Source organism: Photobacterium sp. SKA34 (assembly GCF_000153325.1).
In the GTDB taxonomy this organism is placed as follows: Bacteria; Pseudomonadota; Gammaproteobacteria; order Enterobacterales; family Vibrionaceae; genus Photobacterium.
This window is the reverse complement of the sequence record NZ_CH724143.1, coordinates 591,715-607,203: the sequence shown is the minus strand read 5'-3', so window position 1 is coordinate 607,203 and position 15,489 is coordinate 591,715. Positions and strand designations below refer to the sequence as shown.

Annotated in this window: 12 protein-coding genes and 2 pseudogenes; 2 read left to right on the top strand and 12 right to left on the bottom strand. The window is 34.0% G+C overall.

Annotated elements, in window-relative coordinates; all coding sequences use genetic code 11:
* Nucleotides 1-47: 47 nt before the first annotated feature.
* The gene (locus SKA34_RS15660; protein ID WP_006646512.1) at nucleotides 48-1,748 is read right to left on the bottom strand and encodes a DNA topoisomerase III; all 1,701 of its coding nucleotides are present in this window, start codon (nucleotides 1,746-1,748) and stop codon (nucleotides 48-50) included.
* A gap of 237 nt (nucleotides 1,749-1,985) precedes the next feature.
* Here SKA34_RS15660 and SKA34_RS15655 point away from each other — a divergent pair, with 237 nt between their 5' ends.
* A complete protein-coding gene (locus tag SKA34_RS15655) occupies nucleotides 1,986-2,186 on the top strand; it encodes a hypothetical protein (RefSeq protein ID WP_006646511.1) in 201 nt (66 codons plus the stop codon).
* Nucleotides 2,187-2,253: 67 nt separating this feature from the next.
* On the opposite strand, the gene SKA34_RS15650 is transcribed toward SKA34_RS15655, so the two are convergent.
* The 9 genes and pseudogenes from SKA34_RS15650 to SKA34_RS15610 form a co-directional block, all read right to left on the bottom strand.
* Complete coding sequence (locus SKA34_RS15650; protein WP_006646509.1) at nucleotides 2,254-3,066, bottom strand: macro domain-containing protein; 813 nt, start codon at nucleotides 3,064-3,066, stop codon at nucleotides 2,254-2,256.
* 37 nt (nucleotides 3,067-3,103) lie between these two features.
* Nucleotides 3,104-4,066: a retron St85 family RNA-directed DNA polymerase gene (locus tag SKA34_RS15645; RefSeq protein ID WP_039860712.1), complete on the bottom strand. Its 963-nt coding sequence runs from the start codon at nucleotides 4,064-4,066 to the stop codon at nucleotides 3,104-3,106.
* A gap of 1 nt (nucleotide 4,067) precedes the next feature.
* Nucleotides 4,068-5,078: a retron St85 family effector protein gene (locus SKA34_RS15640; RefSeq protein ID WP_006646507.1), complete on the bottom strand. Its 1,011-nt coding sequence runs from the start codon at nucleotides 5,076-5,078 to the stop codon at nucleotides 4,068-4,070.
* A 315-nt stretch (nucleotides 5,079-5,393) separates the two neighbouring features.
* The gene (locus SKA34_RS15635; protein ID WP_006646506.1) at nucleotides 5,394-7,310 is read right to left on the bottom strand and encodes a DNA topoisomerase III; all 1,917 of its coding nucleotides are present in this window, start codon (nucleotides 7,308-7,310) and stop codon (nucleotides 5,394-5,396) included.
* On the bottom strand, nucleotides 7,310-7,771 hold the full coding sequence (locus SKA34_RS15630) for a hypothetical protein (RefSeq protein WP_006646505.1): 462 nt from the start codon (nucleotides 7,769-7,771) through the stop codon (nucleotides 7,310-7,312). The genes SKA34_RS15635 and SKA34_RS15630 overlap by 1 nt, the downstream gene beginning before the upstream one ends.
* An 8-nt stretch (nucleotides 7,772-7,779) precedes the next feature.
* The gene (locus SKA34_RS15625) at nucleotides 7,780-9,672 is read right to left on the bottom strand and encodes a site-specific integrase (protein WP_006646504.1); all 1,893 of its coding nucleotides are present in this window, start codon (nucleotides 9,670-9,672) and stop codon (nucleotides 7,780-7,782) included.
* Between the two features lie 2 nt (nucleotides 9,673-9,674).
* Complete coding sequence (locus tag SKA34_RS15620) at nucleotides 9,675-11,486, bottom strand: site-specific integrase (protein WP_006646503.1); 1,812 nt, start codon at nucleotides 11,484-11,486, stop codon at nucleotides 9,675-9,677.
* Nucleotides 11,487-11,497: 11 nt separating this feature from the next.
* Nucleotides 11,498-12,820, bottom strand: a complete 1,323-nt coding sequence (locus SKA34_RS15615; protein WP_006646502.1) for a site-specific integrase — start codon at nucleotides 12,818-12,820, stop codon at nucleotides 11,498-11,500.
* Between the two features lie 81 nt (nucleotides 12,821-12,901).
* Nucleotides 12,902-13,222 (bottom strand): annotated as a pseudogene (locus SKA34_RS15610) (toprim domain-containing protein); the annotation flags it as partial.
* 166 nt (nucleotides 13,223-13,388) lie between these two features.
* On the opposite strand from SKA34_RS15610, the gene SKA34_RS15605 reads away from it, so the two are divergent.
* A complete protein-coding gene (locus tag SKA34_RS15605; RefSeq protein ID WP_006646500.1) occupies nucleotides 13,389-14,168 on the top strand; it encodes a glucosaminidase domain-containing protein in 780 nt (259 codons plus the stop codon).
* 75 nt (nucleotides 14,169-14,243) lie between these two features.
* On the opposite strand, the gene mnmH is transcribed toward SKA34_RS15605, so the two are convergent.
* Nucleotides 14,244-15,329 (bottom strand): tRNA 2-selenouridine(34) synthase MnmH, encoded by a 1,086-nt coding sequence (mnmH, locus tag SKA34_RS15600; protein WP_006646499.1) that lies wholly within the window; start codon nucleotides 15,327-15,329, stop codon nucleotides 14,244-14,246.
* Nucleotides 15,329-15,489: pseudogene (locus tag SKA34_RS23220) on the bottom strand (selenide, water dikinase SelD); the annotation flags it as partial. The gene mnmH and the pseudogene SKA34_RS23220, both read right to left, overlap by 1 nt.

The following is a 15,489-nucleotide window of genomic DNA, read 5'->3' as shown; positions in this document are numbered from 1 at the left end:
GTGGTTACTTACACAATAGCATAACCACTTTGTGTCCTCTGTACCTTCTATTTTTCTTTTGGCTTTCGTTTGCGTGTTGTTTTTGTTTTACCCGCTGTATTAGATGAAGATTTTGCACTTGCTGTTTTCTTTGAGTATCGACGCTTAGCTCCTCCTTTACTCCATTCAGGTGACTTTAGATCGCGTAAGCTTTGTGGAATATCTGTAACTTTAACTTTTTCCATCAAGGCTGTTACCTGTACCTCTAATGCGCCCATAAAGGGTTGATAAGCATATTTTTTATCTGCCATATCCTGTAGCTGATGTTCCCAATGCGCAGTCATATCAGGATAGGTCGCTTCATGCGGTAAAGCATAAATTAAGCCTCTCCCAGCCTCTGTTGCATGAATTGTTTTACCTTGTCGATGTAATAACTGACGCTTAAATAAAATCTCTAAAATACCGGCTCGCGTTGCTTCAGTGCCCAAACCATCAGTATCACGTAAGATTTTCTTTAACGATGGATCAGAAACAAAGCGAGCTATTCCCGTCATTGCTTGCAATAAGGTCGCTTCCGTAAATGCTTTGGGAGGCTCGGTCATTTTGTCTTTTATTACACCATCTCGACAGGTTAATACCGTCCCTTTCTTCAATGGCGGTACTTTATCTGCCAGATCGTTATCATCGCTTTTATCATCTCGTCCTAATAATACCCGCCAGCCCACATCCATTAGTTGACGCCCTTTGGCTACAAAAAGCCCTTTAGCGATAGTAAAGACTAACTTAGCTTCCGCATAAATCGCAGCAGAGTAAAATTGCATCAAATATTGTCTTGCCACTAGTTGATAAATCTTCGCTTCACTTGAGCTTAAGCTTTGTGGGTTTACCGCTTTTGGCGTGGGGATAATCGCATGGTGAGCATCCACTTTTTTATCATTCCATGCTTTGGATTTTAATGATGTATTTGCACCAGAGACTGCATTCGATAAGCTATTGTCAGTATTAGCAATAGCACGGCAAACCTCGCCGGCTTGCTTGAAATGATCATTAGGTAAATAGCGACTATCAGAACGTGGGTAAGTGATCACTTTATGCTTTTCATACAACGACTGACAAGTACTTAAAACATCAGCCGCACTCATACCATAACGTTTAGCAGCATCAATTTGTAATGCTGATAAAGAGTAAGGCAAAGGCGCAGCTTGCTTGGTTTCTTTACGCTCAGATTCTGTGACTTCCGCGGGTTGCCCTTTTATACGACTCACCACATTTTCACAAAGCTGCCGACTGAGTATTCTTCCCTCTTCATCTTGATAAGGCTCGCAAGCTTTACTTGGCAGCCATCGCGCCTGAATCTCTTGCTCTGCATAAGGAATAAGTGCAAACACATCATAAAAAGGCTTAGGAATAAAATTCGCGATCTCATCATCACGGCGCACCACTAAACCTAAAATCGGTGTTTGTACTCGCCCAACAGACAATACCCCTCGATAACCACCCTTTTGCCCAAGTAACGTATAAGCTCGAGTCATGTTCATACCATAAAGCCAATCAGCCCTCGAGCGAGCCAATGCTGATACCGACAATGGTACAAAATCATGATTACTGCGCATGGAAGATAACGCTTTTTTAACCGCGGCAGGGTTAAGATCAGAAATAAGTAACCGTAATGCAGTCTTTTTCTTTGTTGCTGGTAATTTAGCGTAATCTATTACCTCATCCACCAGCAATTGCCCTTCACGATCAATATTACAAGTAATTTTTGACAAATAATTTAATCAACTGATTTTAAAGGTAAATATCCATTTTCATACTTTTGCTGTTTTTAACTCATAAATCCCTTCCGTCGAAGGGAACAAAGATTAGAGCTATCTACTACATTCTCTTGTTTTTATGATTACCTTTAATATAGCACTGATAATAATATGTCTAACTATTCAAATTAAAGCACAACAGAATCATATTAAGCATCTAACATCATTAAGCCTAATTAAACCAAAAATTATATGAAAAATAACCTTATAACAGCATTACAGCATTACAGCATTACAGCATTACAGCATTACAGCATTACAGCATTACAGCATTACAGCATTACAGCATTACAGCATTACAGCATTACAGCATTACAGCATTACAGCATTACAGCATTACAGCATTACAGCATTACAGCATTACAGCATTACAGCATTACAGAAAAAATTTAAGATCTGATAGGATAATGAAAAGTCTTACAATTAAATATAATTAATCTAATAAAATAAGTTTTCTTAATTACTTTGTTACATCATAATAATATTTTATCAATTTAAGGCTAATATCTTTCTTAGGAGATTTATATAAAATGATATTAATTCCATTTACCAAAGTTAAATTATCTTTTATCTTTAGTGAAAAAATCAAGAACTCGAGCAACCTTTGTTTTGAAGCTTTAACTCCCGAATGACCAGCGCCAAGTAAAGGCATATTAACTATATAACCATTTGAATTGTTTTCAATAAAATCAATAAGTTTTATCACTGTCTCTTGATACTCTAAGTTTGTTAACTGAGCTCTATTATTTTTATCAAATCGAGTAAAAGCAACAAGAAAAAAAACTTGATTATCTTTTTGAATTTTTATCGTTGTACCTAATGGGTATCTTACTTTATTACCATCTTGTCTATTAGAAACAAGTTCTCCCGTATATATACTTAATCTATTCTCAATTTCTGAATTCAAAAAATCAATATCATCTGAAAAATATTTCTCTATTAACTTCCCATGTAAAGTGTTTCTAGATATTATCTTATCGTCAGCTAGTACATCAAAAAAATCATTTACAGGTATAACAATAATTCCTTTTTCTGAAAAGATATCTCCATATTTTACTTTTAAATGAACCCTATCAGAAACTTTAATTCCTATACTCTTTCTTTCTCTTGTAAGAAATAAAGATACAATAAAACAAATAATAGCTATAGTAATATAAATCTGTATAGCACACCCATCGAAGTACCGAGGAAAGTCTTTATTAACAGAGCTAAGTATCGTCAATACAGCACTGACGACCCCAATAACATAAAAGAAAGATCTAAAAAATAACATTATCGTAATCCTTATTATACTTTTTTATTTCCATAATTTATTCTTTTCCTAAATATTTTCGTTCGGAAATACTAAAAGATTCCTGATACAGTTTCGTAAAAAAAGCATCACTATACTTATCTCGAAGAGATCTATAGTAATTATCTTCGATACTTTTTATATATGCTAATGTTCCATGTAAAATTGGAATATCTTCCTCATTCAGCTTACCATTTGCGTATAAATGAAGCATCGCTTTCACTTTTTTCCTTTTATACCGTCCTACAGATAATTTACTTTCATGAGTAATAACAACTCCCGTTATCCTTTTTGATTTATGCTCACCAATAAGTACTCGTTTTTTATCATTTAAAACTAACAGCGGTATTTGTGTTTCTTCAACGAGTGCCTTTAATTCTTTTTCGGTTTCAAGGAGACATTCTCTTGAATTGGCAGATAAGGTTAAATCATCCGCATATCGAGTATAAATCACATTAAATTTGGAGCAGATATTACTTACATTTTCGTCAAACTTATACATTATAATATTTGAAACGATCGGAGAAGAAGGAGCACCAATACTAAGTTTAAGTTTTCTGTCAGTTTTATCCATCCAGAACAAATAGTGGTTTAAAATATCTACCTCTATACTCGAAATCCCTTTGATCTCATCCAATAAGTAAGATTTAAGATGTTCAGGTCTTATTGAATGAAAAAAGTCTTTAAAATCTAATTTAAGAATCCACATCGAATCTTTATGAGGAAAAGCATTATGATAAATCGATTTCCCTTTTCGATATGCAGTAGCTGAATCATGAATTGACAAATTATTAAGAACATTTTCTATAATTGCATACTGATAAATTTTGACATCTTTTGAAGGTTGAGAAATAGTTCTAAATCCACCACTTCTTTTTTTTATTTTAAATTCTTTATACTTCCTAGGCGCAGTTAGATAATTAGATATTATTTCTGTAACATCCTTTCCTGTAAACTTTGAAATTTCTAATAAACTTTTCATATCAAAAATTAAACCCCATAGCAAACTGTCTTTCTTTCTCACCACTATTTGTTAAATACATATTAAGCAACATCCCTTTTACTGAACTAGCAGAAAGATTATTTTCATTTCCAAACTCTTTTCTAAAGTGGTATTTAATAAATCCTTGATTCTTATCTGTAGGTAAAAAATACTTTGCCCCAGCATTTTTTTCTTTTATTAGTCCTAAGTTTTTTAAAGAATACAGGTACTCTTTTAGAACTTTCTCTTCAAGATCTATTTTTAAGTACTCATTTATATACATTTTAATTTCCCTTAGCTTAAGTGCAGAAAAAATATATATTAAATCAGCAACTAATAGACATATATCAGAAGGATTATCTGTTGAAAAAGTGGAAGTCTGCTTACTCTGTACTTGAATATCAGCCACTAACTGACAACCAATGAGATTTACTAATGCCTTAAATTCATCTTCATTTTCAATTGTTTGAGATATTATGTTGTTTTCTACTTGATAGTTAACTATCCATTCATGTCGTAAAACCTTTTTCTCATTCTTTTCAAGATACTTAATCGGCCCCCACTCTATAAATGTCTTTTGACCATCACTAACATTATTTGTATTGTAAATTGTTATTAGTTTAGAAGATATCTGTGGCATAACGCTAAATACCCCAAGCTCAGCATAAGCTCCTGGGCCTTCAACTACGAGTATAACAGCTGCTGCAAGTCCAGCTAATAATACTTCAAAATCAATAAGATTATTAATATTTGCATCTTCTAACCAATCATGAAATTTCTCTGCCAGAATAACATCTTGAAATAATTCTTTTTCTTTACAGCTAAGGTAATGCAACACTGCACCACGTAAAGATTTAACTTGGCATTCTTGATCTTTGCTAAGGTTTGACAAGTCGTTACCATTTAGCCCACCACCACAAAAAAATATGTAGTTTGGGAGGTTTTTTAAACTAATTTTTTCTACTTCAACATTAGCAAGGAATGTAGAGGTAAGCTCTTTAATATTTTTCATTCAACCAACACTAAAAAAAACGGCCTCATTATGAGGCCGTTTTAATCTTTACCTAGATGGGCACGGTTGCGGCAACAAATCGCGAAGCGATTTTTGTCGTGACCGTGATCAAAATATAAACAATAAAATATTCTAGTGATACACCAGATGAAGTCAGCAACGCTTCTAACGCGTAAAGATTATCTTTTATTTTCAATTTAAGCGGTGGATTTGTCAAGAATTTTAATTTATATCTTATAATTACCTCACATAAGTTATATTTACTTTTGATTGTTAATATAACTATGTACCCCTATAAACCAGTTTAAAAAAGTATCAATTACGTTTAGCTCTTCTCTTTGGCTTAGACTTAAAACTTCCTTTCCCTTGTAATCCTCGAAAACTTACTTGCTGAACATCGTTAAGTAGTTGATTTAATCTATCCGTTAATGGGTTCATAAAATCGCTATACTTCATCTCACGCTGACTAATCGCTTCGAGTTGTGACTCCCAATGAGCCGTCATATCAGGAATTACCATCTGCTTCGGTAATGTAGTAATGAGCTGACGACCAACATCTGTTGCTCTAATTTCTTTTCCTTTACGTACTAAAAATTGACGCTTAAACAATAATTCGATAATTCCAGCTCTTGTTGCTTCAGTGCCTAATCCATCAGTATCTCTTAATACCTTTTTTATCGTTAGATCGGTTACATAACGTGCAATACCAGTCATAGCAGAAAGTAACGTAGCATCAGTAAAATACTTCGGTGGTGTCGTTTGCTTACTAATCAGATCGGCATTAATACATTGGACATGTTCGCCCGTTCTAACATTCGGCAGTTTTTTAGCTGAAAAATCATCATCACTATTTTTTGAAGTTGTATTTTTCGTTGGAAATAAGACTTTCCAACCATCTGATACAACTTCTTTTTGCTTAGCTATAAATAAACCGCCACTAATCTCAGTATCAACCTGCTTTTCCATATACTCAAAAGCTGGATAAAACTGCATTAGATATTGCCTAGCAACAAGTTCATAAATATTAGCTTCGGCTGACGATAAACGACTCGTATCTGATGATTTCGATGTGGGTATAATTGCATGGTGGGCTGTCACCTTTGCATCATTCCATGCCTTACTTTTCAGAGTTAAATTTGCGTTCTCAACAGCATTACGTAAACCTGCACACGTTGAACCAATAGCGGCAGTAACTTGTTTTACATCATTAAGATGTTCTTTCGGTAAATGACGAGAGTCAGATCGAGGATAAGTAATTAGTTTATGACGCTCATAAAGTTGCTGACATGTATCAAGTACCGTTTGAGCACTCATTCCAAAGCGTTTTGAAGCATCAATTTGTAGAGTCGATAAACTATACGGTAAAGGAGGTGCCTGCTTTTTTTTATCTTCTTTTACAGCAGTAATTTTACCTTCTTTTCCCTTTATTCGGGCTATCACATTTTCAGCTAATGCTTTAGATAAGACTCGATTATCTTCATCCATATAAGATTCACAGGCAGCACTTGGCTTCCACTTAGCTTGATATGTTTCACCCTGTTTTGTAGTAATCGTCGCTAGCACTTCATAAAACGGCTTAGAAACAAAGTCTTCAATTTCTAGATCACGAAAAACAACTAATCCAAGAATGGGTGTTTGAACTCGCCCAATAGAAAGAACGCCACTATAACCTGATTTTTGTCCCTGTAATGTACATAACCGAGTCATATTCATACCATAGAGCCAATCTGCACGCGCACGAGCTAAGGCAGAAGTCGCTAATGGAATAAAATCAGTATTCTTTCGTAAATTATTTAATGCTTTCTTAACAGCAACAGGGTTTAAATCACTTATTAAACATCGCTGAACAGCTTCGCGTTTTGCTTTAGAAACACCAGCATGATTAATAACTTCATCTACTAATATTTGACCAACACGATCAGGATCGCCCATATTAACCAGAACATCAGCTTCTTTAATCAGCTTTTTAACTATCGTAAATTGTTTTCTGGTTTTTGGTTTTACGACCAACTTCCATTCATTAGGTATAATAGGAAGATGAGAAATGCTCCATTTCTTATATTCAGGATTATAAGCTTCAGGCTCTGCTTGCTCTAAAAGATGACCAATGCACCATGTTACAACATCACCATTACCTGCTTTTATAAAGCCATCACTTTTTTGATGTGGTTTTGGCAGTACATCAACTAATGCACGAGCTAAACTCGGTTTTTCAGCTATGAATAATCTCATTACTTCTTACCATTAATAGAACTAACTTTGTATGAAGCCAGCTCTTGTTCTAAATAGGATATTTTTTCTAACGCTTCAAATAAGGTAAACTCTAACTGAGCATTGTGAGCAACCACTTGATCGCAAAACGTTTTAATCTGATCTCGTTGTTCTTTATATTTTTCCTTTAAAGTTTTCTCTTTTTCTCTTTGCTCTCTGAGTTTATTAAGTCGTTCATTATTAACTTTGGTTTTATCTGTACTATCTTGTTGACGACGTAATTGAATCGTTTTTTTTGCCGTTTCAACAAAAGATGAATAGTAATAGATACCACCAGAACTCAATCCTGCTTCATCGTTAATGCGTTTTAAACTAATTCGACCATCAGGCTTAGTCTTGATTGGATTACCATCCACAAGTCTCTGTAACGCTTGTTCAAGCCGAATTAAAGTTTCCTTACCTCTATCTGATTGATCTACCATAAATATTCTTATAAAAGCGTTACGTTAATATCATGAGTGAATTTTTTTACTGTTATTTTATGTTCATCAAAACATTTTTCCATGGACTTAATGTCATAATAAATTTTAGACAAAATATTAGGCATTTTAACGCCATGGGCAACCAATTGTTCAAACTTATGAATAAGTAATTGGTGCTTAGAGACAAGAGATAACGCTGTTTTTTTCGTTATAACTTCATATTTACATTCAGGCATATCACAAATACGGTTACACTGAGGATTAGTACAATGACCAACAGGAGTCTCAATAATCGACATTTGACCATTTTTCACCTGCTGAGATATTTCTTCTCTACTTAAATAAATAGATGATTTATCTTCTCCTCGCAGTGACATAATGCGCTTACCTTCAATACCTGATAGCGATTCGGCTTCATTGTAAATGTAATAAAGCGTATCAGTCATAAAATCATGATTTTCCTGTGCTATATCCATTTTTAATTCTTTATCCAGCATCATATCAAAATAGCCAGCCACATTGGCTTGATTAGAATACCAAGATGTCATAGCAATATTCATATGTTTAAACTGATATTTAAGATCGAGTAATGAAGCCAATTTATTTCTCACTAAATAAACCGCAAAAGTACGCCTAAAACAATGAGGATTAGGGATTAATACCTCACCTAATTTAAGTTCACCTTTTCTCGTTGGATTCAAAAGTTCAAATTCTTTGATATCTTTAGCACTAGCTACATAGCCAGTAGATTTAACAAAGCTTTTTATTGACTTATCAATTGCTTGGCTTCCTGCTGCTGCATAGGTTGCTGTTGGGCTATATGATAAGAAAAGATTCTCTGCATCTCGAATCATTTTATTCTGTTCATCTATGTGAGTTAATGTAGTAGCACGATCTTTCCACATTTCACGCACAAATTCATAAGCACACCAAACAAGCTCAATAGCATCTTTTACTGCTGGTATAGTCACCCAACTAGCTTTTCTAGCAACACCAGCAATATTAAGCTTTGTATGGACTCCATGTAATACAGGAATAGTCATACCTGCATATTCTTTCTCTTGGTATGAATCAAGGTTGAAAGACTTAATTTCACCATCTCTACAGCCTGTAAATCCAGCTATAACTATGTAACATGCCCCCCTAAGCCACGATAGCCATTGACCTGTTAGATCTAGTGTTATGTCAATATCATTTAAATAGCTTCTATTCGATTTTTGTGCATATCCTCTAGCAGTTGGAATCCCATATCCTTCTTTAATATTATTATTGTAATCAATAAGAAATGAACGATAAACTTCACTAATTTTATTACGGTGAGGATGGTATTTAGATACTACCTCTAATGCAGACTTAAAATAACATGAAGCAATATTCTCAGGTAACGCTACGGTTTGTTGCGTAATATTTGCTTCACTTGCTAATATTACAGCTAATGCATTAGCATTCTCAATTTTTCTAGTGAGAACACCATCATCATTCAGTAGTGGAAAAATAATTAAGTAGTTTTTCCATGTTTTTAATTTAAGTTTCTTTTTTTTCGCCACTAATATAAAATTACGAAAACCTTTGTCTGAATTCAAATAACTAATACTATTACCACCACATTTAGTAATACATTTTTCGAATAGAACAAAAGCTTGAATATATTTAGTCCCAATACCTTTTTTGTTAATCAACCGATTACTATTAAATTCATTATAAATAAGTTCTTTACACTTACTTTTAAAGTCACCAGTAAGATTCTTAAAATTCAAATGAACAGATTCCTTCATTATTATCCATTTGTCATCACTATAATAACTAAAAGGATTACCGTCTGAATCATATGAAATTATTTTTAACTTAGAGTTATCATCTTCTTGATTCGTATTTAATACTGATATAATTACCTTTTTCATAACTAAAATAACTCCATCATTGTTGTCAAATCAGTTGTGTCAGACCACAATGGATGAGGTGAAACATTATATTTTTTCACTCCAATATCGTAATTTTCACGATATTCAGATTTTAATCTTCCCAAAATAGATTCAATCGTATTTACTATTTTTGTCAAAGTATTAGTAGGTACAGTATTTATTGATGGCATAGATGACGCATCTAAAATAATGTCTCTAAATGATAATAATAACCAAATATCATCAACCTCAGCAATTACAGCATGATGTTCACAGCCAAAGCATTCAAGAAATTTATAACAAGCAACCTTACTATTACTTTCTGCTAAACCAGCTTTTATTAAACTACTTTTTAACCTCTCTGCTTTTTTTCCAAAAGGTTCTTTACACCGTAATCCATTAGAAAGAATACTTGGTTTATCTAAGTTGTTTTTTATAAAAAAATTCTCTCTAACTGGATCAGAAAACTGAAAAGAGCTATTTTTAATTGCCTCATCTAATGGCTCACCAATAACAGTCCTTTGCCTTACATCTAAAGCCCTCGCAATAGAGAAGTTCATTTTAATAGGATCACCATTACTATAATATTTTGAAACTGTAGCTGGTGAATTATTCAACCCTTCAGCAACAGAAAATATACTTTCAGTCGCCCTCATTATAAGAGTTGCTTTAGTCTTTCTAAATCGTTGTGTGCTGAGTAACGGTAAACCGAGTAATTTAAACGTGTTGTTCATCGTTACAGCAGCATTTGCAGGGGATGATTGCCTAATTCTACCTTTGATGATATTCGGAAATACATAATCGGATTGATTTTTTGTCACCAATTTACTTAATATTAACCAAGTTTCAAAAAACTCCTTCGATCTTTTACTAAAGCCAATATCCAATATATTTTCTTTACCTGCCTGCCTATTTTTAACGGTTTTTAATTTAAAATTTCCTCTTGATGTTTCACTGAATGATTCAGATGTAATATCAGAAAACTTTAAGTTAATCAGAGCAGATTCATTCGCACCTGTATAAAAACTTGTTAAATAGAAAGCTGTTTTTATTAAATCATTTTTCCATGTATCAGGACTGTTGCCAGACTTGATTTTTTTCCTCCATGAGGAGTCGGTAAAACTTTCATTGAAGTTACCATTATTTTGCAATAAATCTTCATCATAAAGTGGATGTACAGTAGGTATTTCATTTGCTAGGATTGATTTTCTATAGGCGTTAAATATTGTATATAACGCAACAACAATCTGTTTAATTTCGGCATCAGTATAAGGTTCTACTGGTGACGTATCATCAGATAAACACAAAAAATCATTTTTAAGATCATCAAGTAAAGCTGGATTAATTTCAAATAAAAGAGCTTTTATAGAACTTTGAATTTGCATGAGTGTTTTCCCTTTAATTCCATCTAAATAACGACTTTTTAACTCACTCACAAATAACTTAATAGACTCAGAAGAAAAAATTACCTCAATATTTTTTTTATCACAATTTTGGATTAATGTAACAACTGCATTAAATATATTAATTTTTGTTCGAGGACTTCGCTCTATCTTAATTAAGGCAGAGTAGATATCTCTAACTTGATCCCATCGATTCATATCTATAAGAGGTTCATTCGACTTCAAATTAAAAATAGCCCCCTGTGATTTGACTTTAACAGTAGGACAATTTTTATAGCCTAGTCGTTTAAAGTAAACAGTATGACCAAAATTCCTCAAAATCATGTTTTCAACAGGTATAGAAATAACATCTATATCAGCTAATATATTAACATCTATATTTTTACGTGTTTTTTTTCCAATAAATGCCAATCAAATCACCATTAATCCTTTAAAATAATTTCCAATGCTTGCTCATAAGTAGCATTAGCACCAATATCTTCGTTACAAAATTTCAAATAGTGTAATAACGTAGTTCTTGATTTATGCCCCATAACAGATTGAATATAATCAAGAGCATCACCTTCTTTAACCCCTTTATTTAAAAGTTCTTTTAAACGACTAACAGCATAAGTTGATCGAAGATTATGAAATTTATGATCGAATTGAGGAATACTATTTCTTACAGTATTACGAACTTCTCCCCATCGAGCATTAAAAGTGTGAGGAGCATAATAATGTCCAGTTTGAGTAATTAATAATGGAGGATTATCCATTTCATCAGGATAATTTAATTCAAATAATTTACGACGTTTAATATATCTATTTGAATTTATATATTTATGTAAGTTGATCATTAATTCAGATGGCATCTCAATTGTTCTACTGCCTGAACCTTTTGTATTAACGCCAAATTTAGGTGAAATTAAAATACCATCCGTATGAATCAAATATTTACTTTTAAGTTGCTCGCTCGATGGTTTATAAACAAATTTAGCCCTAAATGTAGTCAGTTCTTCTCGTCTTAATCCTGTATATCGAGCTAAGGCTATAGTTAGTCTATATTCTTGGGAAAGCTTTACTGAAATGCTCTTATAATTTTGATTTGAAATAACCTCACATTTAACACGACAGACATCATCCACTAATTCCCACTCTCTGTCACTTAAAGGAATTAAGGCTCTCGATACTCCCCCAAAGCTGGTGTTTTTAGGAAGATTCAATCTAATATCAGTCGTATTTACATAAATAAAATTGTCTCGCATATACTCATGATTTCCTTCCAGCCTAACTTTAGCTATTTCATAATTAAATGGTGGATTTGTAAACTGATAACCTTTAGCCAAATAAAACTTATAAAAATTCACAACAGAACCTAAATAATTATTTGCCGTGGTTCGGGCTAAATTACCACTTTTAACAGAGTCCTGAAGATGTCGGCTAAATTGATAAGTTGGTTTATGGCGAGAAATTATTGGCATTTCATCCCATTTAATATTTAATTTATCAAGAAAATAGAAATAGTGTAGAAGAGCTTGAGCTTGAGTATTAACTTGTTTTCTATATTTAGTCGATTTTAAATAAATAAGCCAATTATTAACAATTGATACTGGAGTTCCTGTATCCTCAAATAACAAAGGCATATTATTAATAATGTTTGGTTTCCCATTCCAACTAAAATTTATTTCACCTGTATCTCGATTAATACATCTGGTAAAAGTTTGATCTATTTTCAAACTTGGAAGAACCCATATCACATAGTCCATTTCAAAATCCTCAATAAGATTTCACACTTTTTACTATTTTTATTGTAATAAGTGAATTCCATAGAAAGATCGTAACAGTACACGATCAGGATCGCCAGCATGGACTATTTCTGAAGCCGATTTTGCTAGCCTCTTAATTACCGCTAATTGTTGTTTCGCCGCTTTACGTGGAATAAGCTGCCATTTTTCAGGAATTATTGGTAAATCATTTAAATTCCACTTTTTATAACGCTCGTTATAAGCATCAGGCTCGACTTGTTCAAGTAGGTGTCCAATACACCACGTAACAATATCGCCATTACCAACTTCGATATAACCATTATTATTTTTATGAGGTTTAGGGAGAACTGCGGCAATCGCTCTGCCTAAACTTGGTTTTTCTGCAATGTATAAACGGCTCATCAAAATCTTTAAATGACAGTAAATAATGCTAAAACTGTACCTAAAACAGCGCAGCTCAGCAAGAAATACTGGATATAAAACCAGTTAGCAAAGCCGAATTTTGTTTCCAAAATGTGATAAAATATTTTTTGATCAATACTGCACAGTCGATTTATAAGAGAGATAAATGCTTAACCTAAAAACATTGACGCCCCTATTCGCTGTTGTATTGCTGCTAGGCTTACTCTGGGGTGGGAAAGACTTATTACATAGTTTTATTGAACATAATGATTTCAGCTATCCAGCTAAACCAAACTTTGGTTCCTTCCTCAACATTGATGAAAAAAAGAAAGTCTTCTTTGACTATCTATACCCGTTTGTTGAAGAAACTAATCAAAAAATCTTAGAAGATCGCCAACAACTAAAAATCCTGAATAAAGATCCAGCCAAGATCGAAATAGATGATGACTTCATTGTTACTCTTAGTCAGCAATATGACCTGCCATTACCCAAAAAAGCAATTACTCAGCAATGGCTAACAGAGCTATTAAAACGCGTTAATGTTATACCTGCACAATTAGTTCTCGCGCAGGCAGCATTAGAATCATCATGGGGAACATCACGCTTTGCTGAAAAAGGAAATAGTTATTTTGGTGAATGGTGCTTTACCAAAGGGTGTGGTATTCCACCATTAGATGTTGATCTTGAACATTATCATGAAGTGAAAAGTTTTCCTTCTGTCCATGCTGCAGTAGAGTCTTATTTTAATAACATCAATACCAATGATGCTTATAATGAACTACGTAATATTCGCGCACAACTGCAACAGGACAATAAACCAATCACCGCACAAGCATTAGCTCATGGCTTACTCGAATATTCACAAATTGGGCATCAATACATCCAACGCTTATTAGACTTGATAAACTCAAATAAAGATCTTATTCCTACCACGTCTTCTTCATAGATATAAAAAAAGCTGATCGTTAATGATGATATTAACTGATCAGCTTCTATTTCACGTTACCAAATCACATTATAATTACGTTTCAAACCACGCTTTTACTGCTTGATAATCACCACGAAAAACAATGCGAGCTGCCTTTTTACTTAACTGATAGGTATACATTGGATCATAGTATTGTTCAAGTAAAGGCACTAACCAGCCATAATGATCTGACACAGATCCCGTTGATTGCATCACTTTAATCGCATGTTTCTGCGCATCGAGTATTTCTTGATGACGCTCTAAACCTAAACGCTTACGAATATTAAACATGCCTTTTTCAAGGTATTCTTCAAACAAGATCCAGCCTTGCTCTTCACCGTAATGGGCGACATAATCACGTTGCATAGTGATAACATAATCATCCAATAAACGGCCTAAACGCACGTCCATTGGATCTTCAATAATAGCAATTGGCGCTTGTTGCATCGATGCTTGAAGCGATAATGGCACCATCACGCAACCAATACTTTTGCCTTCATCTTCATAGATAAAACGCTCAACATCACGCGTCTGTTTTTTCAACATTTGAATAGCTAAGTCATTTTCAAACGCGATTTGAGGACGCTGTGGTGTCACAAATCGACCAAATGATGAGCCACGGTGATGGGCTGCACCTTCAAGATCAATACCGCTTGTAAGCTCATTGACCATAATGGTTTTACCATTGCCCGTATTACCCGCCACAATCGCAGTAGGCTTTTGCGCAATTTCATCAATGGTATCAATTAAAAAACGACGAAGCGCTTTATAACCACCAGTAATAAAAGGAAAATCAATCCCCGCTTCTTTAAGCCACTGTTGGGTAATTTGAGATCGCAGACCACCACGGAAACAATATAAATACCCGCTAGGATTCGCTTCACAAAACGCTTTCCACTCAGCTACACGCTGGGCTTTCACTTCGCCATGCACTAATTCATGACCCAGTTTAATGGCTTCTTGTTGGCCTTTATTTTTATAACATGTACCTACCGCTGCTCGCTCATCATCCGTCATCAAAGGACGGCTAACAGAAGTAGGAAATGCGCCTTGAGTAAACTCAACTGGCGCACGCATATCCATTAACGGTATATCATTAACAAACAGACTGCGAAAATCTTCGCAATTGGGACGTTGCATTAGCAAATCTCGATTAAGGTATCGCCATCCATCGGCTCTAACTCACCAATAGCTTCCAGCAAAATGTCATATTTTGTCGCAATTTCAATTAATTCAGCTTCACAATCACGTGTTGCAGCTAATAATAAGCCACCCGATGTTTGTGGATCGCATAATACCG